Source organism: Flavobacterium sp. FlaQc-57 (assembly GCF_044007395.1).
Taxonomy (GTDB): Bacteria; Bacteroidota; Bacteroidia; order Flavobacteriales; family Flavobacteriaceae; genus Flavobacterium.
Genome location: NZ_JBIPDA010000001.1, coordinates 435,879 through 460,408, shown reverse-complemented (window position 1 = coordinate 460,408; position 24,530 = coordinate 435,879). Strand labels below are relative to the sequence as shown.

At 35.0% G+C, this 24,530-nt stretch carries 22 protein-coding genes; 6 read left to right on the top strand and 16 right to left on the bottom strand.

Annotation, left to right across the window (positions count from 1 at the left end; genetic code table 11):
* Positions 1–7: 7 nt before the first annotated feature.
* The 7 genes from ACHRVZ_RS01895 to ACHRVZ_RS01865 form a co-directional block, all read right to left on the bottom strand.
* Complete coding sequence (locus ACHRVZ_RS01895) at positions 8–1,120, bottom strand: FecR family protein (protein WP_395420422.1); 1,113 nt, start codon at positions 1,118–1,120, stop codon at positions 8–10.
* A 67-nt stretch (positions 1,121–1,187) separates the two neighbouring features.
* On the bottom strand, positions 1,188–1,787 hold the full coding sequence (locus tag ACHRVZ_RS01890; RefSeq protein ID WP_395420420.1) for an RNA polymerase sigma-70 factor: 600 nt from the start codon (positions 1,785–1,787) through the stop codon (positions 1,188–1,190).
* A 284-nt stretch (positions 1,788–2,071) separates the two neighbouring features.
* Positions 2,072–3,418 (bottom strand): DUF3526 domain-containing protein, encoded by a 1,347-nt coding sequence (locus tag ACHRVZ_RS01885; protein WP_395420418.1) that lies wholly within the window; start codon positions 3,416–3,418, stop codon positions 2,072–2,074.
* Between the two features lie 2 nt (positions 3,419–3,420).
* Positions 3,421–4,872, bottom strand: coding sequence for an ABC transporter permease (locus ACHRVZ_RS01880; RefSeq protein ID WP_395420416.1), 1,452 nt, complete (start codon positions 4,870–4,872; stop codon positions 3,421–3,423).
* 5 nt (positions 4,873–4,877) lie between these two features.
* Complete coding sequence (locus ACHRVZ_RS01875; protein WP_395420415.1) at positions 4,878–7,172, bottom strand: TonB-dependent siderophore receptor; 2,295 nt, start codon at positions 7,170–7,172, stop codon at positions 4,878–4,880.
* A 15-nt stretch (positions 7,173–7,187) separates the two neighbouring features.
* Positions 7,188–7,883 (bottom strand): ABC transporter ATP-binding protein, encoded by a 696-nt coding sequence (locus tag ACHRVZ_RS01870; RefSeq protein WP_395420414.1) that lies wholly within the window; start codon positions 7,881–7,883, stop codon positions 7,188–7,190.
* A 303-nt stretch (positions 7,884–8,186) separates the two neighbouring features.
* Positions 8,187–8,537, bottom strand: coding sequence for a hypothetical protein (locus ACHRVZ_RS01865; protein WP_395420412.1), 351 nt, complete (start codon positions 8,535–8,537; stop codon positions 8,187–8,189).
* 651 nt (positions 8,538–9,188) lie between these two features.
* On the opposite strand from ACHRVZ_RS01865, the gene ACHRVZ_RS01860 reads away from it, so the two are divergent.
* Complete coding sequence (locus ACHRVZ_RS01860) at positions 9,189–9,938, top strand: 4-hydroxy-tetrahydrodipicolinate reductase (protein WP_395420410.1); 750 nt, start codon at positions 9,189–9,191, stop codon at positions 9,936–9,938.
* Between the two features lie 98 nt (positions 9,939–10,036).
* Here ACHRVZ_RS01860 and ACHRVZ_RS01855 read toward each other — a convergent pair whose 3' ends face one another.
* The 3 genes from ACHRVZ_RS01855 to ACHRVZ_RS01845 form a co-directional block, all read right to left on the bottom strand.
* A complete protein-coding gene (locus ACHRVZ_RS01855) occupies positions 10,037–10,783 on the bottom strand; it encodes a succinate dehydrogenase/fumarate reductase iron-sulfur subunit (RefSeq protein WP_395420408.1) in 747 nt (248 codons plus the stop codon).
* A 93-nt stretch (positions 10,784–10,876) separates the two neighbouring features.
* Positions 10,877–12,787, bottom strand: a complete 1,911-nt coding sequence (locus tag ACHRVZ_RS01850; RefSeq protein ID WP_395420407.1) for a fumarate reductase/succinate dehydrogenase flavoprotein subunit — start codon at positions 12,785–12,787, stop codon at positions 10,877–10,879.
* A gap of 141 nt (positions 12,788–12,928) precedes the next feature.
* Positions 12,929–13,303 carry a winged helix-turn-helix transcriptional regulator gene (locus tag ACHRVZ_RS01845; RefSeq protein ID WP_395420406.1) on the bottom strand — a complete coding sequence of 125 codons (375 nt, stop codon included), beginning with the start codon at positions 13,301–13,303 and terminating at the stop codon, positions 12,929–12,931.
* 108 nt (positions 13,304–13,411) lie between these two features.
* Here ACHRVZ_RS01845 and ACHRVZ_RS01840 point away from each other — a divergent pair, with 108 nt between their 5' ends.
* Complete coding sequence (locus ACHRVZ_RS01840; RefSeq protein ID WP_395420404.1) at positions 13,412–14,023, top strand: FMN-dependent NADH-azoreductase; 612 nt, start codon at positions 13,412–13,414, stop codon at positions 14,021–14,023.
* A gap of 179 nt (positions 14,024–14,202) precedes the next feature.
* Here ACHRVZ_RS01840 and ACHRVZ_RS01835 read toward each other — a convergent pair whose 3' ends face one another.
* Positions 14,203–15,483: an acetyl-CoA C-acetyltransferase gene (locus tag ACHRVZ_RS01835; RefSeq protein WP_395420403.1), complete on the bottom strand. Its 1,281-nt coding sequence runs from the start codon at positions 15,481–15,483 to the stop codon at positions 14,203–14,205.
* Between the two features lie 231 nt (positions 15,484–15,714).
* Between ACHRVZ_RS01835 and ACHRVZ_RS01830 the strand changes: the two genes are divergently transcribed.
* Positions 15,715–18,096: a TonB-dependent siderophore receptor gene (locus tag ACHRVZ_RS01830; RefSeq protein ID WP_395420402.1), complete on the top strand. Its 2,382-nt coding sequence runs from the start codon at positions 15,715–15,717 to the stop codon at positions 18,094–18,096.
* An 81-nt stretch (positions 18,097–18,177) separates the two neighbouring features.
* Here ACHRVZ_RS01830 and ACHRVZ_RS01825 read toward each other — a convergent pair whose 3' ends face one another.
* Complete coding sequence (locus ACHRVZ_RS01825; RefSeq protein WP_395421286.1) at positions 18,178–19,200, bottom strand: LLM class flavin-dependent oxidoreductase; 1,023 nt, start codon at positions 19,198–19,200, stop codon at positions 18,178–18,180.
* Positions 19,201–19,361: 161 nt separating this feature from the next.
* Here ACHRVZ_RS01825 and ACHRVZ_RS01820 point away from each other — a divergent pair, with 161 nt between their 5' ends.
* Both ACHRVZ_RS01820 and ACHRVZ_RS01815 read left to right on the top strand, forming a co-directional pair.
* Entirely contained in the window at positions 19,362–19,754 is a 393-nt protein-coding gene (locus tag ACHRVZ_RS01820) for a hypothetical protein (protein ID WP_395420401.1), read from the top strand.
* Between the two features lie 66 nt (positions 19,755–19,820).
* Positions 19,821–21,236, top strand: coding sequence for a PLP-dependent aminotransferase family protein (locus tag ACHRVZ_RS01815; RefSeq protein WP_395420400.1), 1,416 nt, complete (start codon positions 19,821–19,823; stop codon positions 21,234–21,236).
* Position 21,237: 1 nt separating this feature from the next.
* Here the strand turns inward: ACHRVZ_RS01815 and ACHRVZ_RS01810 are convergent, their stop codons facing one another.
* The 4 genes from ACHRVZ_RS01810 to ACHRVZ_RS01795 all read right to left on the bottom strand — a co-directional run bounded on the left by ACHRVZ_RS01810 (position 21,238) and on the right by ACHRVZ_RS01795 (position 23,541).
* Entirely contained in the window at positions 21,238–21,627 is a 390-nt protein-coding gene (locus ACHRVZ_RS01810) for a DUF1634 domain-containing protein (RefSeq protein ID WP_395420399.1), read from the bottom strand.
* Positions 21,628–21,631: 4 nt separating this feature from the next.
* On the bottom strand, positions 21,632–22,468 hold the full coding sequence (locus tag ACHRVZ_RS01805; protein ID WP_395420398.1) for a sulfite exporter TauE/SafE family protein: 837 nt from the start codon (positions 22,466–22,468) through the stop codon (positions 21,632–21,634).
* A 191-nt stretch (positions 22,469–22,659) separates the two neighbouring features.
* The gene (locus ACHRVZ_RS01800) at positions 22,660–23,091 is read right to left on the bottom strand and encodes a DoxX family protein (RefSeq protein WP_395420396.1); all 432 of its coding nucleotides are present in this window, start codon (positions 23,089–23,091) and stop codon (positions 22,660–22,662) included.
* An 81-nt stretch (positions 23,092–23,172) separates the two neighbouring features.
* Complete coding sequence (locus ACHRVZ_RS01795; RefSeq protein ID WP_395420395.1) at positions 23,173–23,541, bottom strand: winged helix-turn-helix transcriptional regulator; 369 nt, start codon at positions 23,539–23,541, stop codon at positions 23,173–23,175.
* Positions 23,542–23,623: 82 nt separating this feature from the next.
* Here ACHRVZ_RS01795 and ACHRVZ_RS01790 point away from each other — a divergent pair, with 82 nt between their 5' ends.
* Positions 23,624–24,499: an NAD(P)H-binding protein gene (locus ACHRVZ_RS01790; protein ID WP_395420394.1), complete on the top strand. Its 876-nt coding sequence runs from the start codon at positions 23,624–23,626 to the stop codon at positions 24,497–24,499.
* Positions 24,500–24,530: the final 31 nt, after the last annotated feature.

Here is a 24,530-nt window from a genome sequence, read left to right as displayed (position 1 = left end):
GTTTTATTTAGTTTGGAAGATTGGTAATGGTAATAGTATTTTGTTTAATAGAATAATGAAATGGCGTGTCACGCTTTAGAAGGTCTAAAATGTTTTCGACACTCGATTCGCTAATTTTAATAGTACCGGTAAAATTCTGTTTGGCCAAAACAGCATTTTCGTTGATAATTTCGACGTCGTAGGTACGCTGAATTATTTTAGAGATTGTTGAAAATGGGGTATCTTTAAAAGCAAGTTCACCTTTTGTCCACGCGGAATAAAAGCTTGGATCAACTTCTTTTGTTGTAATTTTTTTGGAGTTATTATTCCAGGTTGCCATTTGATTAGGCTTTAGCAAAACTAGATTTTGTTTGTTTTCGATGTCGTACATTTGAATACTTCCTTCTACCAAAGTACCGTTAACGCTTGAGTTTTCAGGATAAGCACTTACGTTGAATTTGGTTCCAAGAACTTCAATGCCAGCCTGATTGGCGTTTACAATAAATGGATGCGCTTTGTCTTTGGCAACTTCAAAAAATGCTTCACCGGTCAAATACACATTTCTTTTTCCGTTAATACCAAATTGCTCAGGATAGCGAAACGTAGTTCCTGAGTTTAAATTTACAACCGTACCGTCTGAAAGCGTTAATTTAAAACGCTTTCCGTACGGAACTTTAAGTGTATTGTATACTACTTTTTCATCCTGAACTTTTCCGAAATAGATAATTTGATTTGAGAATTTCTTAGCAACTAATAATCGATCTTGATTAAGTACCAAGATTTCTTTTTTGGTTTTGCTCATAATTTCAGAGCGACCATCAGACCATTCTAAAACAATTTCTTTGGTAGTTGTTTTTTGTTTTGGATTAAAATTCAAAGCCAATTTTCCTAATCCCAACAGGACTAAAAATACAGCAGCATACTTTAAAAAGCGATATGTTTTCTTTTTAGGTTTAATGGAGATTATTGGAGTAGAATCGATCGAAATACCTTCAGAGAGCGTCGTTAGAGCCCAAGCCTTTTTTAAAGAAATAAAGTGCTTCTTGTTTTCGTCTGAAGCATCGATCCAATCAAAAAGAGTTTGAACTTCTTGCTCTGAAGCTTCGTTAGAAAGATATTTATGAATAATTTCGGTAATCATATTTTCGTTTTTAATCTTCTGGTTATAGTAAGTACACTTCAGAAATAAAATACCCTACCTTTTATTTTTAATTATTACAAATAAGGATAAAAATCAAGAACAAATAATCGGATAATTTAGTTTTTAAAATCTTCAAAGCCTTTGTCATGTGGGCTTCGACAGCTTTTAAGGTAACTTGCATTTCTTCGGCGATTTCTGCATTTTTTTTATTCTCGAAACGTTTTTTTATAAAAACTTCTCTCGTTTTGGGAGGTAAATCACTAATCGATTCCTGAATTAAACGTTCTAATTCGGTTAATTCTAAAGTATCAAACTGTACCGAATTTAAGATTTCGATATCCAATTCTCTTTCTTTTTGGTTTAAGATGTCGCTTTTAAATTTATCCTTCACTTTATTGTGACGAATCATATTTAGACATTTCGATTTGGCATAAGTATACAAGAAAGATTGAATACCGTTGATAGACTCGACACTTTCTCTGTTTTGCCATAAATGTAAAAAAGCTTCCTGAGCCAGATTTTCAGCTTCGTCCTGATCATAAATAAACTGGACACTAAAAGCCTGAATTCTTCGAAAATACTTGTCGTAAAAATAACTGAATGCAGTTTCGTCTCCTTCCGTAAAGGATTTGAAAAGATCTAATTCGAAACCGGTATTGTTATTCATCAAACGAAATTTACTTTGTAGAGGCAATTGCGTAAATTTATAAAACTGCCAGAATTTGCCAAGAATGGGGCAAATATAAAGTTTATTTATATTAATTCTAAATAAAATTAAAATAAAGAGGATTTGAAAAAATATTAGTCAGAATATGCGGAAAGTTTTGAGATTTTTTAACCGCAAAGCACGCAAAGTTTTTTTGAAATACAGGTTTTATAAAAAACGCAAAGTTCGCAAAGCTTTGTCAAAAAACTCTGCGAACCTTGCGTAAACCTTTGCGAACTTTGCGGTTAAATCATAATACGCTTAAAATTCCTCCATCCAAAACCAATTAACAATAAATTAAAAAAGAGTAATGGTAAAAATGCCTTTGAAAAGCTTATTTTAGAAAGATCATTAAAAGTTTGTACCTTAAATTTTGACCAGTTTTCTTTGCTAACATCTGCATTATCAAATATTTTAGGATAGAAATACAAACGCATTTTTTCATGGAATTGTTTGGTTTCCTTTAAGAATAAAAGCTGATTTCCTAAATCGGCTTTCGCAATTTCATTCAGCTGAATTTGAGCATGTAAAGTCGGAATAAATTGCGCTATAAATTGGCTTGCCGCATTTCGCTGCTGCAATTTACTTTCTAATTCCTGCGATTGTTTTGCCGAATCGTCGTCGCCTGCTTGCTGCATCGCGTAATACCAAAGCCAGTTAAACTCTTTATCCGGCAAAGGATAAACTTTAAATTGAGGATAATGAGCGTAGAATTTATCCAAGGTTATTTTTTTATCCATATCCCATTTTTCGTGATATGCATTTCGTTGTTTAACCGTTAATTCTAAAGCTTCCGGAATTGGATATTTATTGACAATATAAGTATTAATCGTTGCCGGCAAAACGATAATTAAAAACAGCCAAATCGTCAATAAAATAACGGCATTGAAGTTCGAATGTTTTTGCAACGAAACAATAAAAAAGCAAACTGCAAACCAAAACAGAATATACAGAATACCAATTCCGTAAAAAGTAAAAAGTGATTGGTCTAACGGAATATTCAGAAACAAAACAGCAATAAAAAGCACGAAAGTTAAAAGTGCAATTAAGCTTAAAATTCTGATGTAGAATAGTTTTAGAATATACAAAAAGGTATTGTTACTTTGAGTAGCGACAATTTTCCAGGTTCCGCTTTCTTTTTCTTCCGAAACCAAATTATATGAAAAGGCGATAATTAAAAGTGGAAAAAGATAAATCAAAACAAAGCTAAAATCAATATTTCCGGATAACAGATTATTCGGATTGTTAAGTTCTGAATCGTATTTCTGTCCTTCTAAACCTCGAATTGTAACACTTTGTATCGACGGATTTACATCGCGCTGGCCAATCGCCAGACTGTTAATTGGCAGGGTTTTATTGATTATCGAAAATTTGATGTAATAGAGCAGAAGCCCCATTTCGTCTTTATGAAAAGCTGCATTTCTGGCAATATGTTCTTTTTGATATAGTGCCGCTTCTTTGATATTATTTTGTTGCTTTTCCTGAAATTGCTGCCCAATTAAAAGACTTATAAAACTGATTAATAAGAGAAAAATAAGTCCAATTTTGGTTCCCTTAGATCGTATGAAATTTTTAAAAAGTAATACTAACATAATTAAATGGCTTTAAGGTTTTTAGCTGCAATTCGAATCAAAACAAAAAGCAATATAATCCAGAGAAAAATAGAGATAACAGAGGTGATTTCAGATTTTAAAACAGCTGAAATTTCCTTTGGTTCATAATGAAATTCATCAACATCTGCCCAATGTTCTTTGCCAATTGTCAGTGGTTTATCATTTGGTGCAGGTTTTTTATTGCTGATGAATTTTACCTGCAGCGCATTCATTTTCTGCGCCATATTATATCGGTAGGCTTCAGCTTGTTTCTGAAAATCGATATACGAATCATAATCGGTATTCGATAATCCCATCGATAAATTCTTCATGGCGATGTATGGATTAAGGAACGAAACTGTCTTAGAAAAACTGTTTTGTTTTTCATAAACATGAAGTAGTTTTTCTAAATGCTGATTGTAAATTTTAGAGCTTATTTTCTCGCCTTCGGTCATAATAAATCCCGAGTAATTAAAGGGAAGTTTTTGTACCGAATCGACTTTATAAACGCTCAAAAGAGAATCTTTAATCGCTTTATAATGCAAATCATTAGGGTTATGGCTGTCTCCTTGTTTCAGAATATCTTTTTCGATATCACTTTGAAACTGAATTTTAGAAGGCGCTTCATAAATGTATGCGCCAATCGCCTGCGTTGTTCTTGGTAATATAATGGTAAATAACAGCCAGATTCCAATTAATGAAATCAATGCTTTCTTAGAGGTTTTGCTTGATGCGGAAATCAAAACGGCAATGATGCAAAAGAAGATCAAATAAATAAAATGAAACAGAATAAATAAAATCATTTTAATCGTTTCATCTGTTGAAATTGTAAAATTTTGAAGCAATAACCAAATGAAAACAAGCACAATAATAGTGGGAACAAAAAGCAGCATTATAACAGTTACAATTCCTAAAGTCTTGCCTATCAATAGCTGTTTCCAGCTGATTCCCTGACTCAAAAGCAGTTTTAAAGTTCCGTTTTCCCTTTCGGCTGCGACCGCATTAAAACCAAGGAAAAAGATCAATAAAGGCAATAAAATCTGTAAAACCATCGCAATACTGATTTCTCCAAAACGAAGCATACTATTAGAGAATCCTGCTTCAGAGAAATTGGCTGTGTTTTGTTTGTGTGCCTCCAGAAAAATTGCATTTCCGAAAAAAGGTTCCATACCGAATTCAAAAACGCTCAATGAAGTACTTTTTCTAAAAGCAAAATTGCCGTAATGTGCCATTCTATGCGGATTTTTGTCAGGATTTTTTAACCAGTCTTCGCGCGATTCGTGTTGGTATTTTTCGCTCGTTTCATTTTGGTTGTTGTAATTCTCCCAACCCGAATAGGCCGCATATAATAAAATAATGCCAATAAAAAGGGTAATAATAAAAACCGCCGAATTCTTAAAAACGGAATTCTTTAAATGTCTGGCGATTAAAATTTCTGTGTGTAATAATTTCATCCCTATTAAAATTTATAAGTTACAGTTAAGCTGAAATTCCTCGGAGCACCGGGAAATAATCTCAAATAATTTTGAGCACCTAACCAATAGGTTTTGTTGAATAAATTTCCTGCATTAAGAGCAATTTGCATATTACTTTTGTTGGGTTTGTAATACAACGCTGCATCAAAAACAGTGAAGTCAGGAAGCGTAAAAGCTCTGGTAAACCAAGGCACTTTGCTGCTTTGGTATTGCAAGCCGAAACCAACACCTAAGTCTTTTAAAGCCGAATCAGTATTGAAATTATAACGCGTCCATAGATTGGCGCTGTTTTTTGGTGTATTTTGTTTTCTGGCACCAATTAGCGACGCATCACGATCGTTGGTAATTTCGGCATCAATGTAGCTGTATGAAGCATTTATTTGCCAATCTGCGGTAATATATCCTGCCAAATCGCATTCAAAACCACGGCTTCTTTCGGCACCGCGCGTTACCAGTAAATCCGGATTTGCAGGATCATTGGCATTCATCAAAATATTACGCTGATTGATTTCGTAAACTGCTGCGTTAAAACTCATTGCATTGTTGAAGAAAGTAGCTTTTAATCCCACTTCTTTCAAATTACTTTCAAGCGGATCAAATAAACTTCCTGCGGGTAAAGATCCCGTTTGTGGCATTAAAGTCACTGTATTCGATTGTGGCTGATAACCTTCAAGATACGTCGTGTAAACATTAATCTGATTGTTAATTGCGTAAGTCACACCAACACGTGGCAATAATGCCGATTTTTTAACGGTTAATTCGTTATTTGATTCATAATTAGTAATGTCTTCAAACCATTCGTGTCGCAAACCCAGTAAAAAAGTAAATTTATCCCATTGAATCTGATCCTGAATATAAACAGCATTTGTAGTCGTTAATGCCGATGGCAATGCAGATCGAACATTCAAAGTATAATCATCTGCGCTTGTAAGTGTATAAATTGGATTATTCAAGTTAAAATAATTGACATTTGGTTTAGGTAAAACAACGCCGTCAATGGTTGTAGTTTGATAATTGGCCGCGTTTGCAGGAACAAAAGTACCGGCAACAGTTCCGTCTTTTAGTAAATAACCTCTTGCTGCATTTTGTCCGCCGCCTTTGGTTTTATTCCAACTGCTTAAATCGTAACCCGTCAATAATTTATGTTTGATTTTTCCCGTTTTTAAATCAAAATTAAAATACGTACTTAAATTATCAATGTCCCAATATTGCTGACGCTGAACAAATTGCATCATTGCTAAACTGGTTACGGGCTTATTGTTCATATCGACCGCAAAACCATTTGTAGTTCGGTGTTCCTGAAGATTTTCTGTCCAGGTTTGTTTCATGTATTGCGCATTAAAACCAATTTTAGAACTGAATTTATGTGCGAAACTGGTTGTAAAAATCATTTCGTTCGATTTGAAAAAATCACTGGGAGCACCCAGATTTAAACTAATTGGTGTTTTGTTTAAATTCGTAACTCCAGCAACAGCGCCAAAAATTGGTTGCCCACGATCGAGAATTCCCGTCATGTTACTCAAAATTAATTCGGTATTAATGGCCGTTTTTTCATTTGGAATATAACTGAAAGACGGCGAAATCAAGAATGATTTATTGCTTACTAAATCACGAAACGATTTGGCTTCCTGATAAGCGCCGTTTACGCGATATAGTAACGTTTTAGAGTCGTTTAATGGTCCTGTAAAATCTAAGCTTCCGCGGATAGTACTAAAACTTCCCACACTCAAACTCACTTCTTTTCGATCAATAGCCAAAGGTTTTTTAGTAACTAAATTGATACTTCCGCCCGGATCGACAGATGAAAATGTAGCGCTCGACGGTCCTTTTATTACTTCAATGCGTTCAATATTATTGGTTAAAGGCTGAAGAAAATAATATTGACGTGTTCGCATCCCGTTGATAATCTGACCTTCTTCGTTTTGACTAATTCCCCGAATCGTGTATTGATTGTAATAACTCGCAGGAATTACGCCACTGGCCATTTTTACAGCATCGGCAAGATAAAAAGCGCCTTTGTCTGCTATTAATTCTTTGGTAATTGTCGAGATTGATTGCGGAATATCTTTGTTCAGTGCCGCTGTTTTTGTGGCTGCAAACGAATAATCACTATTGTATTTTTTTGTCGAACGGCCAATGATTTCTACAGTTTGCAGTTCGTTTCTCGCGATTTTAACGGAATCTTGAGCGATACTGTCTTTGATTTTTTTAGTGCTATTTTGCGATTGTACGCACTGTGTACCCGTTACTAATAGTAAAAAGGGAAGTAAATGTTTCATTTTTCTATCTCCTTTTTATACCGTTTGTAAATACAAATCCTCGAGCTCGTTTGCCGAAATCTTATCTGCTTCGATCACCGTTACCAGATTTCCCTGTTTCATGATCCCAATGTGTGAAGCGACTTCTCTGGCTCTGAAAATATCATGCGTAGCCATTAAAATTGCTGTTCCGTCTGCAGAAAGTTCTTTTAAAATTTGAGAAAACTCATTAGAAGCTTTAGGGTCTAAGCCACTCGTTGGTTCATCTAACAATAATACTTTGGCTTTTTTGGCTACCGCTATAGCAATACCAACTTTTTGGCGCATTCCTTTTGAGTATCCGCCAAGATTCTGATTGTGGGCTGCAACTTGCAAACCGGCTTTGGAAAGAAAATAAGTTAATTCTCCAGTTGAATAGTTGAATCCTGCAAGAGAAGAAAAGAATTTAAGATTTTCTAAACCAGTAAGATTAGGATATAACATTACGGTTTCAGGAATGTAAGCGACATATTTTTTAGTTTCCTGAGCATTTTCTATGACCGAGATGTCATTGATTTTTAATTCACCGGAAGTTGGCTCAATAAAACCTAGAAAAAGATTTATAGTAGTAGTTTTTCCAGCACCATTTTGACCTAAAAGGGCAAAGATTTCACCTTCTTTAATGGTTAAGTTCAGTTTATTCAAAGCAATATGATCGCCATATTTTTTGGTCAGATTTTCAGCTATAAGCATATTTTTATGTATTTGGGTGAATTGATTTTTAAAATTGGTATAGAAAAGCCAAGCCGTTGCAGAATACAGCAAGCCAGAGCTTTTTCTCTATTTGAAAATGTAGAATAGGGCAGTTAACTACGATTTTTGTAGAAAGTCTTTTATTGGAATCTGAAAAGTAAAAGTGCTTTTTTGAAATAATATTCCGCACAATTTCTTCGTAAAAAGAATTGTCTCAAATAAAACAAGAAATAAGTCGCCCTTTAACCCATTGAAAAAAGGGAAGAGGTACTTTTAATTTTTCGAAAATAAAAGTATAGTAAACTATAATGAAGCAGGAGGTGCTCTAAGAGCGAAGAGACTTCCTTTGAAAAAAGTTGAAGCGACTTTTGTATAAAAGATAACATAAGAAGTTTCGACGCTTACTTTATGAAAGGATAAAGCCTGAAATGAATTTGGAACAAATGTGCTAAAAGCAAAGTGACAAACGTGACAATTGTTGTCTACAGAATGGCTGTGTGTTATTTGCTTTTGCCCTTCGACATTATGATGAACACACTGTTTTTGGGATAATTGTTTATAAAGATGCTCGTAAGAGTGAACCGTCTGAAACAGCATTGCGAACAATACGGTTACAGCCATAAAAAGATTAACTAAGATAATTTTCTTTTTCATTCTTGCTTTGGAAATCGACGCGCTTAGTGGACTTTGTGACTTATTAACTAACGCAACTTTGTTGCAAATATAAGTTTCTTATTTATAAACACACTAAAATTTGATGTTATTTTTAAATTTTATATAACATATTGGGTATAACTTTTTAACACATAGATTCATAGTCCCGTGGCGTCGGGATTGTAAATTTATACAAGACGTTTCACTTGTATTAACGAACATAGTTCTATGTGAAAGAAATTAATTTCTTATTTGTATTCTTTTGCACATCTAAAATCTATGATTCTATGTGTTAAATTATTTTTTTGCTAATTATATCCAACGGGCTATAAATATAAAATCATAACAATTTTATTTTTTTGAAAATTATGTTCAATAAACGCAAAACATCAAAAATCAAGTAATTTTAAAGAATTGCAATTTTCCAATTTTTAAGGTTATCAAAAATATTTTGACACTATTATTCCTGTTAAGGAGTTTTTTTATTGTTACAAAACGTAATAATCTTTAGACTTCCCGTTATATTATCCCTATTTTTACTAATAGAGTATCATTATCGACTTAGATAATAATTAAATTTTTGATTTGGCATTAACTTCAAAATATGCCAATTTCTATTAACGAGCGTTCTGCTCAATAAAAAAATAAATTATGAAAATAGGACTAATCGGATTCGGAAAGACTGGAAAATCAGTATCTTCAATACTACTTGAAAACAAGAAATTTTGCCTGGAATGGGTTTTAAGACAAAGTACTGTTTTAGAACATAGATCTGTTCCGGAATTTTTTGGTATTCAGTCAGACGAACCGGGGCTAATTTACTCTAGTTCCAAAACAACAATGGAAGAGCTTTTAGATAAACATCCTGTTGATGTGATTATTGATTTTTCGTCAAGTGATGGTATTTATACTTATGGAGAACTTGCAGCCGAAAGAAAGGTGAAGATAATTTCGGCAATTTCACATTATAAAGAAAAAGAAGTACAGTTATTAAAAAAATTAGCCCATAAAACCACCGTATTTTGGTCACCGAATATTACGCTTGGAGTAAATTATTTACTTTTTGCAGCTAAATTTTTGAAGAAAATTGCACCTTGGGTTGATATTGAAGTGAATGAAGAGCATTTTAAAAAGAAAGAAGGAACTTCTGGTACAGCGGTTAAAATTGCAGAAGCTTTGGATATTGATAAAAAGGATATTAATTCTGTTAGGGCAGGAGGAATTGTTGGCAAACACGAAGTTATATTTGGATTTCCGTATCAAACCGTTCGCTTAATTCATGAATCAATTTCAAGAGAGGCATTTGGAAACGGAGTTGTTTTTGTTGCCGAGAATTTGGAACACAAACAAAAAGGATTGTATAATTTTGAAGATATCCTAACGCCTTATTTCGCGGTATAAAGGCTGTTTTATATAAATAAAAACCCGACAGGTTTTATCCCGAAGCTTCGGGACTGTCGGGTTTACTATGTGTTTCAAAATAAATGTAATGTATTTTATTACTTTCTAAAAATCACAGCTTTACTGTATTCAGCATTCATTTTTGCGATAGAAAGAATAGAAATTCCTTGTGGACATTCGATTTCGCAAGCTCTAGTGTCAGAGCAGTTACCAAAACCTTCAGAATCCATTTGCTGCACCATTGTTAATACCCTTTTTGAGGCTTCAATTTTTCCTTGCGGAAGCAAAGCTAAGTGCGTTATTTTTGCGCCAACAAATAAGGCTGCACTGGCATTTTTACAGGTTGCCACACATGCGCCACAGCCAATACAAGCTGCAGCATCAAAAGAAGCTTCGGCAGTTTCATATGATATCGGAATAGTATTTGCCTCAGGCGCCTGACCAGTTGAAGCTCCGATAAAGCCACCGGCTTCAATAATAGAATCAAAAGCCGATCGATCTATTTTTAAATCTCTTAAAACAGGAAATGCTTTGGCACGAAAAGGTTCAATATAAATGGTATCTCCATCTTTAAAACTTCTCATATGAAGTTGGCAAGTTGTAGTGTTTTTTAAAGGTCCATGCGCTCTTCCGTCAATCATAACACCACATTGTCCGCAAATTCCTTCTCTGCAATCATGATCAAATTCAATAACACGTTCTCTTTTCTGAATTAATGATTCGTTCAAAAGATCCAGCATTTCAAGAAACGACATATGCTCAGAAACGCCGTCAATTTCATAATTTACCATTTCTCCTTTTGAAGAAGTATTAAGTTGTCGCCATATTTTAAGATATAATTTCATAGGTAGTTATTAATTATAAATTGTTAATTATGAATTGTTTGCAAGTGGTAGGATTGAGTTTTATAGATTGTTAATTAATTTAATAATTTACAATTATTTATAACTTCTTACCGCAAGTTCAACAGATTCAAATACAAGAGGTTCTTTATGCAGTTCAGGTTTATGTCCCTTTCCTTTCCATTCCCAAGCCGAAACGTAGCAGAAATCTTTATCATTTCGAACCGCTTCGCCATCGGCAGTTTGATATTCTTCTCTAAAGTGCGCACCGCATGATTCTTCTCTTTGCAAGGCATCATAACACATTAATTCGGCCAGTTCTATATAATCAGCAATACGGCCGGCTTTTTCTAATTCGCTGTTCAATGCATCATCTCCCGTTATCAGTAGATCTTTTTCAAAAGAAGCTTTTAGTAATTTGATTTCATTTAAAGCTTCTTCCAACTTTTCTTTACTTCTGGAAAGTCCGCATTTTTCATATAGTAATCTTCCAATTTTTTTATGAAAATGATCTGTGGAGAGTGTTCCTTTACTATTTAAAAATCGCTCTAATTGTGCTTTGACAACTTTTTCAGCTTCGTCAAAAGCGGGATGCGAAATATCATTTTTAGGAGCATTTAATTCACCTGCCAAATAATTAGGAATTGTATACGGAGCGATGAAATATCCATCAACGCAAGCCTGTAGCAAAGAATTTGCACCTAATCGATTAGCACCATGATCGGCAAAATTAGCTTCACCTAAGGCAAATAATCCAGGAATAGAAGTCATTAATTCATAATCGACCCAAAGTCCGCCCATTGTAAAATGTGCTGATGGAGATATTAACATTGGTTCTTTATAAGCATTGATTCCGGTAATTTTTTCATACATAGCGAAAAGATTACTGTATTTGGCTTCAATTTTATCTTTTCCCTGCGCATTAATAGCATCAGAAAAATCAAGATAAATGGCATTTTTCATTGGGCCAACACCATGACCGGCATCAATTCTTTCTTTTGCAGCTCTTGATGAAATGTCTCTGGGAGCAAGATTTCCAAAAGAAGGATATTTACGTTCTAAATAATAATCTCGTTCTTCTTCCGGAATTATATTTGGATTTCGATCATCAGCTGCTGCTTTTGGAACCCAGATGCGTCCGTCATTTCGCAATGATTCGGACATTAAAGTAAGTTTAGATTGATTTTCTCCGTGTTGCGGAAGTGAAGTAGGGTGAAACTGAATCCAGCTTACTCCGGCCATATAGGCGCCTTTTTTATGTGCCCTCCAAATTGCCGAACTATTACAGCCCATCGCTAATGTGGAGAGATAATACACTTTGCCATAACCTCCCGAAGCCAATACAACAGCATCTGCAACATGACGTTCAAGTTCTCCTGTTTCCAGATTTCGTGCTATGATACCTTTTGCTTTTCCATCAATTACAACCAACTCCAGCATTTCGTGTCGTGTATGTAAGTTTACTTTTCCTAAAGATACTTGTCGCAATAATCCTTGATAAGCACCAAGTAAAAGTTGTTGTCCGGTTTGTCCGCGAGCATAAAATGTTCTCGAAACCTGAACACCTCCAAAAGATCTGTTATTGAGATATCCTGCATATTCTCTGGCAAAAGGAACGCCTTGTGCAACGGCATGATCTATTAAATGTGCAGAACATTCAGCCAAACGATACACATTGGCTTCACGTGATCTAAAATCGCCGCCTTTAATGGTGTCATAAAACATTCTGAAAGTGCTGTCGCCGTCATTTTTGTAATTTTTAGCGGCATTAACTCCGCCTTGAGCAGCTACAGAATGTGCTCTTCTTGCAGAATCCTGAAAGCAAAATGACTTTATATTATAGCCTTGCTCTGCCAATGAAGCCGCGCAAGAAGCACCTGCAAGACCAGTTCCTACGACTATAATGTTTAGTTTTTTTCTGTTGGCGGGATTTACGAGTTTCGCTTTTGCTTTATAATTATTCCATTTATCAGCAAGAGGACCGTCTGGTATTTTTGAGTCTATCATTTTTGTTTTATTTAAAATGAATTCGTAAAAAATAGAAAAGAAATCTAAATTTTTGGAAATTCTAAATTACTACAAAAAATTGACTTTTACCTTACTGAAAATTGATTTTATCAGTGTTTTTTTACCATTTATTTGATTTTTTTACTTTCCAATTATCTCTTTACGATGTAAGGTTCCCCATTCATTTAATGCTCCAATTACATTATATAAAGTGTGGCTGTGTTCTGTTCTTGCATATTCAACAGTAGGCGGAAAAGTATCATAAACAGTTCTGGTAACGAGTTTGTTTATCTCCAGATCTTTAAGTTCTTTTGAAAGCATTTTATCTGTAATTCCGTTTATATCTTTAGAAATTTCCTTAAATCGTTTTGGCCTGTTTGATAATGCAATCAAAATAGGCAACTTCCATCTGCCACTTAAAACTTCTAGAGCATCTCTTACAGGTAATAGTGCTGCCAGGCATTCTTCTGGTTGGCCACAACCCATTTCTTGTGTTATTTCGCTTTTTGTTTTCATAAGTATTACGTTACTATCCTCAAGGATAGCGCTATCCTTGAGGATAGTACTATAAAAGAGATAGTAAATGTAGATAAGTTTGTATCATAAACAAAATAATTATAAAAGATGAGTAAAAAGATTCTGAATATAGTAACCAGCATCAAAGGCGATGCTTCCTTTAGTAACAAATTATCGAACGCTATTCTTGAAAAACTCAAAACAGAATATGACGCGATTGAATTGCGAACACTTGATCTTTCAAAAACGCCTTTGCCTTATTTAAGTGAATTGGATATAAGTGCGTTTTATACTCCAGTTGAACAGCAAACTGATGCACAAAAAGAAACTCTTAAGTATTCTGATAAAGCAACTAAAGATTTAATAGAAGCCGATATCGTCGTAATTGGTGTTCCGCTTTACAATTTTGGAATTCCGGCAGTGTTAAAAGGCTGGATTGACCAAGTGGCGAGAGCAGGTAAGACTTTTAGTTATGATGAGAATGGGCCAAAAGGATTATTAACGAATAAAAAAGTATTTTTATCTATTGCTTCAGGTGCTATATTCTCTGAAGGTCCCTACAAAAGTTATGACTTTTCTGAATCGTATTTACGTGCTGTTTTAGGGTTTTTAGGAATAACAGATGTTACCACTTTTCGAGTAGAAGGAACTGCAATTCCTGATTTTGCAGAAAATGCATTACCCAAAGCTTTGTCAGCAGTTGAGGAATTTGCTTTTTAAATAGAAAATAAAATTACGATAGTTGGACATTTTCGTAATTATTAAACCCGACAGTCCCGCAGTCTCGGGATAAAACCTGTCGGGTTATCAATTTTGAAAACTATTGTCACCCTGAGCGTAGTCGAAGGCTTGATAAGTAACAAAAGGCTTCGACTTCGCTCAGCCTGACAGATTATTTATTACTTCTCAATAATCATTGTAACGCCTTGTCCGCCCGCTGCGCAAATGGAGATAAATCCTCTTCCGGAGCCTTTTTGGTTTAATAATTTTGCCATAACGCCAATTATTCGGCCCCCAGTTGCCGCAAAAGGATGAGCTGCTGCCAAACTGCTTCCTTTTACATTGAGTTTGTTTCGGTCAATTGCACCAAGCGTTTTCTTTAATCCTAATTGAGCACTTAATTCCGGACTTTCCCAAATTTTTAAAGTCGCTAACACTTGTGCTGCAAAAGCTTCATGAATTTCATAATAATCAAAATCTTGCAGTGTTAGATTTGCTTTTTCGAGCATTCTGCTAGCTGCAAATAATGGCGCTAATAAAAGATTCTGTTGATTTTTTACATATTCGATAGCTGCAATTTCCGCAAAAGTGATGTAGGCTAAAATTGGGAGTCCTTGTGCTTCGGCCCATTCTTCGCTTGCCAGAAGAATGCAGGAAGCACCATCTGTTAAAGGTGTCGAGTTTCCTGCCGTAAGCGTTCCGTTAGCCTTGTCAAATGCTGGTTTTAATTGAGCTAATTTTTCAATTGTACTGTCTTTACGTAGATTATTGTCCTTTTCAAGTCCGTTAAAAGGAGTAATCATATCGTCAAAAAAACCTTCGTCGTAGGCTTTTGCCATATTTAAGTGACTTCTCAATGCTAAATTATCCTGATCTTCACGAGAAATGTTATAGTGTTTCGCTGTAATTTCAGTATGACCACCCATAGAAAGGCCAGTTTGCGATTCTTCATTTTTTGGAACAAGCGGTGTAAAATCTTTTGGACGTAATTTTAAGAAGAGTTTTATTTTTTCGCCTAATGATTTAGCTTTTCTGGCATTCAGTAAAGTTTTTCTAAGTTTTTCGCTAACAGCAATTGGAGTATCACTTATAGAATCTACGCCACCGGCAATTCCCGATTCAATTTGCCCCAAAGCAATTTTGTTGGCAATATATATGGCACTTTCTATTCCTGTGTCGCAAGCTTGTTGCAGATCGCAAGCGGGAGTTGCAGGATCAAGAGACGTTCTCATAACACATTCTCGGATCAAATTATTATCATAAGTATGTTTGATGACAGCACCACCAACGACTTCTCCCAGCAGTTTTCCTTTTAAATTATATTTATCAATAAGACCGTTAAGAGCAGCAATCATCATTTCCTGATTGCTTACTTCAGCGTATGCGGTGTTAGCTCTTGCAAAAGGAATTCTGTTATATCCAACAATAGCAACTTTTCTAACTGTTTTGGGAGTGCTCATAAATCTGAAAATTTGTTTTTGATAGTCCGTTCTTTATTTCGAGATTAAAGATAAGCAGACTGGTTTGTTTTTTAATCTTTTGCTAAACAATATGTTTTAGTTTTTTAGGGATTAATGTGGCAATTTGTGATAAAAGTTATTTTTATTTAGAATGATTAAAAATAATTTGGAAAACAGATATTTAGCTGTTACTTTTGCGACCAAATAATCAAACCAATTAAAATAAATATAATGACTATAAAAAGAGTTTTACTGTGCCTAATATTTCTGTGTTCATTGCATATGATGAGTCAGGAAAATGGAAAAGTAGTAGGGAAAATTTCTTTAACAGGAAACGCACCTGCTGAAAACATTTCGATTGTTCTTAAAGGAACAAAGTATAATGCTGTAACCAACGAACATGGACAGTATGAAATTAAAAATGTGAAACCGGCGACGTATACAATTAGTATTAGAGCTGTAGGTATTCATCCTGTTGAAGATAGAATTACTGTTATCTCAAAACAAACTACAACTAAAAATTTCGCGCTTTCTGAAAGTCAGGAAGATCTTGATGAAGTTGTAATTACAAAAAACAAGTACAAGCAGGACAAACCTTCATTATCATTACGTCTTCAGACTCCAGTACTTGAGATTCCGCAAAACATTCAGATTGTAAGCGCTCAGACTTTAAAAGACCAACAAATTACAAGTATGAGTGATGGTGTAATCAGAAACGTGAGTGGTGCGGTACGTTCAGAGCATTGGGGAGATTTATATACGAATATTAAAATGCGTGGTTCTCAAGTTCAGGCTTTTCGTAATGGTTTTAATGTAGTGTCTTCTTTTTGGGGGCCTCTTACCGAAGATATGAGCTTTGTAGATCATATTGAATTTGTGAAAGGGCCAGCAGGATTTATGCTTTCGAGTGGTGATCCAAGCGGACTTTATAATGTGGTGACTAAAAAACCAACCGGAATTACAAAGGGTGAAGCTACTGTAATGGCAGGAAGTTATGACTTTTATCGTGTAAGTATTGATCTTGACGGAAAACTGGATAAACAAGGAAAATTATTGTACCGTTTTAATGCGGCTGCACAAAATAAGGGGTCTCACAGAGCATTTGAGCACAATGACCGTTATGTAATTGCTCCGGTTATTACGTATCAGGTTAATGATAAAACAAAAATTACTGCCGAATATAATTTTCAGTATGCCAACATGACTGAGGTGGGCTCTTATTATGTATTTGGTCCTGCATCTGAGGGGTACGCAACTTTACCGGTTGGATTTACTATGACGCAACCAGGATTGCCTGATACTAATATACAAGATCACAGTGGTTATCTTATGTTTGAACATAAGTTTGATGACAATTGGAAACTGACCGCGCAAACTTCATATTTTAAATATCTTCAACAAGGATATAGTTCTTGGCCAAGTGCTGTAGGTTCAGACGATAATGCTCTTGGAAAAGGAAATATTATCAGAAATGTTGGTATTTGGGATGCAGAAAGTAATATGTATTTAGGTCAAATATTTGTAAATGGAAAATTTACTACCGGACCAATTACGCACAAAGTATTAGGTGGAGTAGATTTGGGAAGTAAAGATTATATGGCTGATTGGGGACAATCTCATAATCTTGATACTCCGGCAAACCCATTTAATGTTTACAATCCTAATTACGGAACTCCTTCTAATGGTTTTCCTGCTTTTGATCATACAACACCACTTTCAGTGAGAGCTGGCGGTAAAATGAATTCAGAATATGCAGCGGGATATATTCAGGATGAACTTGGTTTTTTTGAAAACAAATTACGAGTAACTCTTGCAGCAAGATATACCTGGATTAGCGATACAAGTTGGGGAGAAACTCAGGCAGACAGTCACATTACACCACGTGTTGGGGTTAGTTTTTCTGTAACAGATGATTTGGCAGTGTACGGATTATATGATCAGGCATTTTTACCTCAATCAGGTATCATTAAAAATGGAGATAAAGTAAAACCATTAACGGGTAATAATATTGAATTTGGTATCAAAAAAGATTGGTTTGACGGATCATGGAATACTTCAGCGTCAATTTATCGCATTGTAAAAGAAAACGAACTTACGGCTGACCCTACGAATGGACCAAACGATATATATAAAATTGTTTTAGGAGAAAAAAGAGCTGAAGGGGTTGAATTTGATGTTAGAGGAAAATTATTTGACGGTTTAAATCTTATCGCAAATTATGCTTTTACAGAATCTGTAGTAACAAGTTCTGCTATTTCGAGTATTGCAGTAGGTTCTGTTGTGCCGGGATATGCTAAACATACAGCAAATGCATGGTTAAATTATACGGTTCAAAATGGAAAATTAAAAGGGTTTGGTGCTTCGATTGGAGGAACTTTCCTTGACGGACGCCAGACAGATAGCTGGAGTGTAGGACTTGAAAAGTTACCAAGTTATTTTAAACTTGATGGAGGTTTATCTTATGAAACAGGAAAAGTAAAAATTACTGCGAACGTGTTTAACATTCTTGATAAATATCTTTATAGCGGTTCATACTACGAGTGGCTTAGTGCTTACTACTGGCAAACAGAAGCACCAAGAAACTTTAGAGTTGGTGTAACTTATAAGTTTTAAGTATAATTGTAAATAAGTAATTGTGAATTGTGAATTATCTGTTGCTAGTTATAAGTTAAGCAACAATTCACAATTACTTATTTATCCTTTTTGAATCAACGGAATTACTTTTGATCCTATAAGTTCTATTGCATTCATTAATTGAGTATGGGTAAGACCAGCATTATCCATTTGGAAAGTAAATCTTGAAATTCCGCCTAGTGCTTCGCTATGGCGTAAAATTTTCTCAGCAACACGTTCAGGATCACCAACAATCAAAACACCTTCATCGTCAATAAGCCCGTCAAATTTAGCTTTTGTTACGGGTGGCCATCCACGTTCTAATCCTAATTTAGTCCAAAGTTCAGCATAACCGGGATAATATTCGGCTATCGCTTTTTCAGTTGTATTGCCAACATAACCGGGAGAATGCAAACCTACCTGAAGTTCTTCGGGTTTGTAACCTGCGGCTTTACCGGCTTCGCGGTATAAATCAATTAATGGTCGAAAACGATGTGTCTGACCTCCAATAATGGCAACCATTAAAGGTAATCCAAGTGATCCGGCTCTTACAAATGATTCCGGAGTTCCTCCAACACCCAACCAAATTGGCAGCTTTTCTTGTAAAGCCCTCGGATATACGGGAAGATTATTTAAAGCAGGACGAAATTTTCCTGACCAGGTTACAAATTCATTGTCTCTTATTTGTAATAATAATTCTAATTTTTCTTTGAAAAGTGCATCGTAATCATTTAAACTAAATCCAAAAAGGGGATAAGCTTCAATAGCCGATCCGCGGCCTACAACAATTTCGGCTCTTCCTTTTGAAATTAAGTCTAAAGTTGCGAAACTCTGATACAGTCGAACAGGATCGGCAGCACTTAAAACTGAAACGGCACTTGCTAAACGAATGCGTTTTGTGCGTGCAGCTGCAGCACTTAATATTACAGCGGTAGCCGAATCCAGAAATTCTTTTTTATGATGTTCTCCAATTCCAAAAACATCTAACCCAGCCTGGTCTGCAAGCTCAATTCTTTGCAGTAATTGTTCCATCGCATCAACACTACTAAGGGTGTTGTTGTCTCCATACATTGCCGAAGCAAAACTGTCAATTCCTATTTCTATCATATTAGTAAAGATATTAAATTTTATTTTTCATCTCTATAAAAAACGGTTTTAAGAATACTAATAAAAAGCAACTGTACCCATAAATTAAATGATTTTTGTATCTGTGTCTAAATGTTTTTGAAGAGTAATTTTGTTTAGAAATTAAAATAACGATAGCAATGAATACCACTAAAACAGTAAAACTTCAATTAGAAGCAATCAATATAGCATCTTTAAAATCGGTGGTTGCAATTTATCAAAACAAGATTGAGAGCCGAACTGGTTTTGAAATGAAACCATCACAAATAACAAATAATTTTGGTCTTCCGCTAAGTATTGCCTCTTTTGAGAAGCGAGTAATTGGTTATGCTTTTGCTGTGATTGACAAAGAAGGAAAAGCAGAGATAAATTCGTATTGGGAAAAGGAATTTTACAGTATTGAAGCAGAGCAGAATTTGAAATCTCATGCCCAAAATACTTTTTATTCGACGTTTAAAGATCCCGAAACACGCACGCTTAAAATGCAAAAAGCAACCGAAAGATTATTCAATTGGCTGAATGTTTGTAATTAATTATTTATAACGGTTACAGATTGATTTATTGTAAATTTACCAGACACAGATAAGATTTAAAAAAAAATGGCTAGAGAGGTTTTATATCTAAAAATTGCAAACATTATTGAGGAGCAAATTTTCTCAGAGACCTTAAAAATTGGTGATAAATTGCCTTCAATTCGAGCTTTACAGAAATTGCACGATGTGAGTCTTAATACGATTAAGCAAGCGTTTCTGGAGTTAGAAAGCAAATCGTTGATAGAATCGCGACCAAAATCCGGTTTTTATATCAGTAAAACGTCAAACAGGAAATTGTCTATTCCTTCAATGAATAAGCTTAAATTATCTGAGAAACAATCTACTTCTGAGGATTTAATAACAAAAGTTTTTGATAGTTTAAGCGACAAAAACATTACCAGATTTTCGATTGGAGTTCCAGATCAGAGTTTGTTGCCTATCGCCAAACTTAATAAAGGACTTGCTAAAGTTGTACGCAATTTAGAAGAAAGCGGTACAAGTTACGAACCAGTTCAGGGAAGTGCCAATTTGAGACGAAATGTGGCAAAATGGGCCATTGTACTGGAAGGAAAATTGACAGAAGATGATTTTGTTACCACATCTGGAGCTATGAATGCTATTTTTAATTGTTTAATGGCGGTTACAAAACGTGGAGACACTATTGCTATCGAGAGCCCTGTTTATTTTGGAATTATCCAGGTTGCACAAAGTGTGGGACTTAATATTATCGAATTACCTACTCATCCTATTACGGGAGTCGATTTAGAGGCTTTAAAAAAGGTGATTCATAAAGTTGATGTTTGCTGTTTTATGAGCAATTTCAGTAATCCTTTGGGGAGTTTGATGCCAGATGAAAATAAAAAAGAACTGGTAAAAATGCTTACCTATCATAATATTCCTTTAATTGAAGATGATTTGTATGGCAATTTATTTTTTGGAACCACTCGTCCAAAGCCTTGCAAATATTATGATGAAGAAGGAATTGTGATGTGGTGTGGCTCTGTTTCTAAGACTTTGGCACCGGGATATCGGGTAGGTTGGGTTGCACCCGGAAAATTTAAAGATAAAATCATTAAGCAAAAAATGGCTCAGACTATTTGTATGCCTTCGTTATATCAGGAAGTAATTGCTGATTTTTTGGAGCACGGACGATATGATCATCATTTAAGGACTTTTAGAAGTACATTATATACAAATTCACTTCGTTTTCAAAGGACAATAGAAGATCATTTTCCGGAAAATACCAAAATTTCACAACCGCAAGGTGGATCATTTTTGTGGCTTGAATTAGATAAAAGTATTGATACAGCTGTTCTGTATGATAAAGCAATCCAACAAAAAATAGGTTTTGCTCCGGGCAGAATTTTTACACAACACGACCAATACCATAATTGTATGCGCCTTAACTTTGGTCTGGAATGGAAGGAAAAAGTTGAACTTGATCTAAAACGATTGGGACAATTGGTAAAAAATAGTCTTTGATTTAATGCGAAAATCCAAATGAAACACTGATTAGAATAATTACAATAACAATTAGCGTAATTACTACATACAGATAATCTTTCTCCAGAAGAAAAGAAAACAAGGACAGTAGCACACGAAATACTGGCGTTAAAAAAAGCAATATGATCCCGAAGAAAATAATAGATTCACCATTTCCCTGAAGTACGCCATTATAAATAGCTGAAATTACTTCAAAGATATTGCGATCATTTTCATGAAATACAGAGTAGTTTTCAATATCGGAACTATGTCCTATTAAATAAACGATACCACCAATAAAAGCGACAGATAAAGAAATCCAAACACCGTAACGCAATAAATTTCCAACGATCGTTTGAAAATCTTTTTCTCCAAATTTTTCTTTTTGCATAACCTTAGATTTTTCCATTTAGTCCGTTGTATATCATGTTAATCGCAAGCACAAAAATTAGGCACGCAAAAAAGATTCGTAGTTTTTTAGGGTTTGTTTTTACCAGTACTTTTGCACCGGCCATGGCTCCAAACAAAACACCAATAACGACGGGCATACAAATTCCAGGTTCGATATATCCCTTTTGAATATATATTACAGAACTTGCCATTGCAGTAACTCCCATCATAAAATTACTGGTTGTGGTCGAAACTTTAAACGGAATTCTCATAATATTATCCATTGCAATTACTTTAAAAGCACCAGATCCAATTCCTAATAAACCAGACATCATTCCGGCGATTCCCATCATACTAAATCCTCCAAGTACATTTTTGGTTCCGTAACTAATTACTTCTCCGTTGTGTGAAGGATAAGTTCCGTCCAGACGCATTTTTTTTGCCAATGGACTTGATTCTAAAACAATATGTTCTTCTTTTTTTCGAAGGGAATTTATAGCGGAGAAAATTAAAGTCAATCCAAACAATACGGCGATGAATGAAGTAGGAGCGATGGTCGAAAGTAAAGCTCCGCAAACAGCTCCGATTGTTGTGGCAATTTCGAGAAAAATTCCCAACCTCATATTCGTGATTCCTTCTCTTACATATGCCGCTGCTGATCCTGATGAAGTTGCAATTACAGAGACTAAAGCTGCACCAATTGCATAATGAATATCGACGCCAAGAATGACTGTTAAAAGTGGAATTATGATAATTCCGCCACCCAAACCTGACAATGAACCAATAAAACCTGCTAAAAAAGCACCAAGAATCATAATCAGGGTAAATGTAAGTACTGTCATTCGGATAAATTTTGTTTCGGCTAATTTACGAATTGATATTTTGTGGGGAAATGTTTATGCGCTTAAAAAAGGCTTAAAAATGGCAGATCCTTTGAAAACCATAATTTATGATGGCATGAAAAGGAATGAAATTTGAGTTTCCTAACAGGTTTTTAAAACCGGTTAGGAGAAAACTGTATCCATTTATTTATTTATTTATTATCTACTGCAAAAGAAGTCTTGCCAATAACAGAAAGCAATAAAGCTGCCGCAGCGCTGGTTAAAACTGAATAATCAAAAGGTGCTTTTATGGTGGATGAAGTTGCCATTGCAATTGCAAAAAGCAGGAGTAATGCCGATGTTCCTAAAGCTGAAATTCGGGTTTTGAAACCGATGATTAAGGATATCCCAAATAGAATTTCGAAGAATGTTGCTAACGCGCCCAATATGCCGGCTACAGATTTACTGGCAAAAACGTTTAAGGTTTGTGTGTAGGTGATAAAATTTTCCCAATTTCCCCAAGCTACTCCGGGAGAACCGGGAGCGCCCCAAAGTCCGAAGCGATCAGCAACAGCTGAAAGCATGGTGATTCCTAAAACGACTCTTAAAATTAAACCTGCTTGCGGAATTGATATGTTTTTCATTTGGATATTTTTTATAAAAATAAAGAGATTTAAGCAAATGTGATAAGAAAATTTCGTTTTTAATTTATTGATTTACAGTATTTAATAAGCGTTAAAGCCATTTTCTTTATCTTTGAAAGCCCAAGTTGCCATGGCTTCAATAACGGGTAATAATCCTTTTCCTGAAGCACTTAAACTATAGGTTACAAAAGGAGGTACAACAGGTTTTGCTTCACGAATGACAAGATTATCGGCTTCAAGTTGTTTAAGGTGCTGAATTAGCATTTTTTCGGTAACGGCAGGAATGGCTCTTTTTAATTCGCTATAACGCAAACTTCCATTAGATAAATGATAGATAATAATGGGTTTCCAGTATCCTCCAATTTTTTCCATTACATAAGTTACAGGACATTTTTCTAAGGCATATTGCTTATTTTCCTGAATTGTCGATGTTTCTTTGATTGCTGTCATTGTGCATACTTTAGGGTAAGTACTTGTATAAAAGTAAGTACAAATATACCTTTGTTACTGCTAATAAAAAAATAATATAGATATGAAAATTACAATTACAGGTTCATTAGGGAATATAGGAAAACCTTTGACTGCAAAACTTATAGCTTCTGGATATGAGGTAACTGTTGTGAGCAGTAATGCAGATAGAGTTAAGGCTATTGAAACTTTGGGAGCAAAAGCAGCAATTGGTTCTGTAGACGATGTTGGTTTTTTGAAAAATACTTTTGCTGAAGCCGATGCGGTTTTTGCAATGACACCGCCAAATTTGGGAGGAGCTAATATTCTTGCAAATACTACAAATGCTGGTAAAGCTTTGGCCGAAGCTATAAAACAAGCGGGAGTGAAACGTGTGGTTATGTTAAGCAGTATTGGTGCTGATTTATCTGGCGGAAACGGACCAATTGCGGGACTTCATAATATTGAAAAAATTTATGAAGGTTTAGATAATATTTCATTTACTTTTCTTCGTGCGGGATTTTTCTACACAAATTTATATAATGATGTACCTCTAATTAAAGGTGCAGGAATTATTGGGTCTAATTATCCGTCGACAATTTCGATTCCTTTTGTACATCCTGAGGATATTGCAACTGCTGCGGCCGAGGAATTACAAAAATCATCAGGAGTAAATGTACGTTATATTGTGAGTGATGTTCGCACGCCAAATGATGTTGCTACTGTTTTGGGTCTTGCGATTGATAAACCTGAATTGCCTTGGATTGAGTTTACCGATGAAGAAGCTCTTGGCGGAATGAAACAAGCGGGATTACCGGAAGAAATTGCAGGATTGTATGCCGAAATGGGAGCAGGTTTAAGAAGCGGAAAAATTCAGAATGATTTTTTGAGTACTAAAACTGCTGTTGACGGAAAAACAAAACTGGAAGATTTTGCAAAGGAATTTGCTTCGAACTTTTAATTTGAATTGAAGGAGCTGATTTTAAAATCAG

Excerpts from the sequence above, each read along its gene's own strand:
- ACHRVZ_RS01895 (WP_395420422.1), bottom strand. The coding sequence starts at position 1,120 with ATGATTACCGAAATTATTCATAAATATCTTTCTAACGAAGCTTCAGAG.
- ACHRVZ_RS01890 (WP_395420420.1), bottom strand. The coding sequence starts at position 1,787 with ATGAATAACAATACCGGTTTCGAATTAGATCTTTTCAAATCCTTTACG.
- ACHRVZ_RS01885 (WP_395420418.1), bottom strand. The coding sequence starts at position 3,418 with ATGTTAGTATTACTTTTTAAAAATTTCATACGATCTAAGGGAACCAAA.
- ACHRVZ_RS01880 (WP_395420416.1), bottom strand. The coding sequence starts at position 4,872 with ATGAAATTATTACACACAGAAATTTTAATCGCCAGACATTTAAAGAAT.
- ACHRVZ_RS01875 (WP_395420415.1), bottom strand. The coding sequence starts at position 7,172 with ATGAAACATTTACTTCCCTTTTTACTATTAGTAACGGGTACACAGTGC.
- ACHRVZ_RS01870 (WP_395420414.1), bottom strand. The coding sequence starts at position 7,883 with ATGCTTATAGCTGAAAATCTGACCAAAAAATATGGCGATCATATTGCT.
- ACHRVZ_RS01865 (WP_395420412.1), bottom strand. The coding sequence starts at position 8,537 with ATGAAAAAGAAAATTATCTTAGTTAATCTTTTTATGGCTGTAACCGTA.
- ACHRVZ_RS01860 (WP_395420410.1), top strand. The coding sequence starts at position 9,189 with ATGAAAATAGGACTAATCGGATTCGGAAAGACTGGAAAATCAGTATCT.
- ACHRVZ_RS01855 (WP_395420408.1), bottom strand. The coding sequence starts at position 10,783 with ATGAAATTATATCTTAAAATATGGCGACAACTTAATACTTCTTCAAAA.
- ACHRVZ_RS01850 (WP_395420407.1), bottom strand. The coding sequence starts at position 12,787 with ATGATAGACTCAAAAATACCAGACGGTCCTCTTGCTGATAAATGGAAT.
- ACHRVZ_RS01845 (WP_395420406.1), bottom strand. The coding sequence starts at position 13,303 with ATGAAAACAAAAAGCGAAATAACACAAGAAATGGGTTGTGGCCAACCA.
- ACHRVZ_RS01840 (WP_395420404.1), top strand. The coding sequence starts at position 13,412 with ATGAGTAAAAAGATTCTGAATATAGTAACCAGCATCAAAGGCGATGCT.
- ACHRVZ_RS01835 (WP_395420403.1), bottom strand. The coding sequence starts at position 15,483 with ATGAGCACTCCCAAAACAGTTAGAAAAGTTGCTATTGTTGGATATAAC.
- ACHRVZ_RS01830 (WP_395420402.1), top strand. The coding sequence starts at position 15,715 with ATGACTATAAAAAGAGTTTTACTGTGCCTAATATTTCTGTGTTCATTG.
- ACHRVZ_RS01820 (WP_395420401.1), top strand. The coding sequence starts at position 19,362 with ATGAATACCACTAAAACAGTAAAACTTCAATTAGAAGCAATCAATATA.
- ACHRVZ_RS01815 (WP_395420400.1), top strand. The coding sequence starts at position 19,821 with ATGGCTAGAGAGGTTTTATATCTAAAAATTGCAAACATTATTGAGGAG.
- ACHRVZ_RS01810 (WP_395420399.1), bottom strand. The coding sequence starts at position 21,627 with ATGCAAAAAGAAAAATTTGGAGAAAAAGATTTTCAAACGATCGTTGGA.
- ACHRVZ_RS01805 (WP_395420398.1), bottom strand. The coding sequence starts at position 22,468 with ATGACAGTACTTACATTTACCCTGATTATGATTCTTGGTGCTTTTTTA.
- ACHRVZ_RS01800 (WP_395420396.1), bottom strand. The coding sequence starts at position 23,091 with ATGAAAAACATATCAATTCCGCAAGCAGGTTTAATTTTAAGAGTCGTT.
- ACHRVZ_RS01795 (WP_395420395.1), bottom strand. The coding sequence starts at position 23,541 with ATGACAGCAATCAAAGAAACATCGACAATTCAGGAAAATAAGCAATAT.
- ACHRVZ_RS01790 (WP_395420394.1), top strand. The coding sequence starts at position 23,624 with ATGAAAATTACAATTACAGGTTCATTAGGGAATATAGGAAAACCTTTG.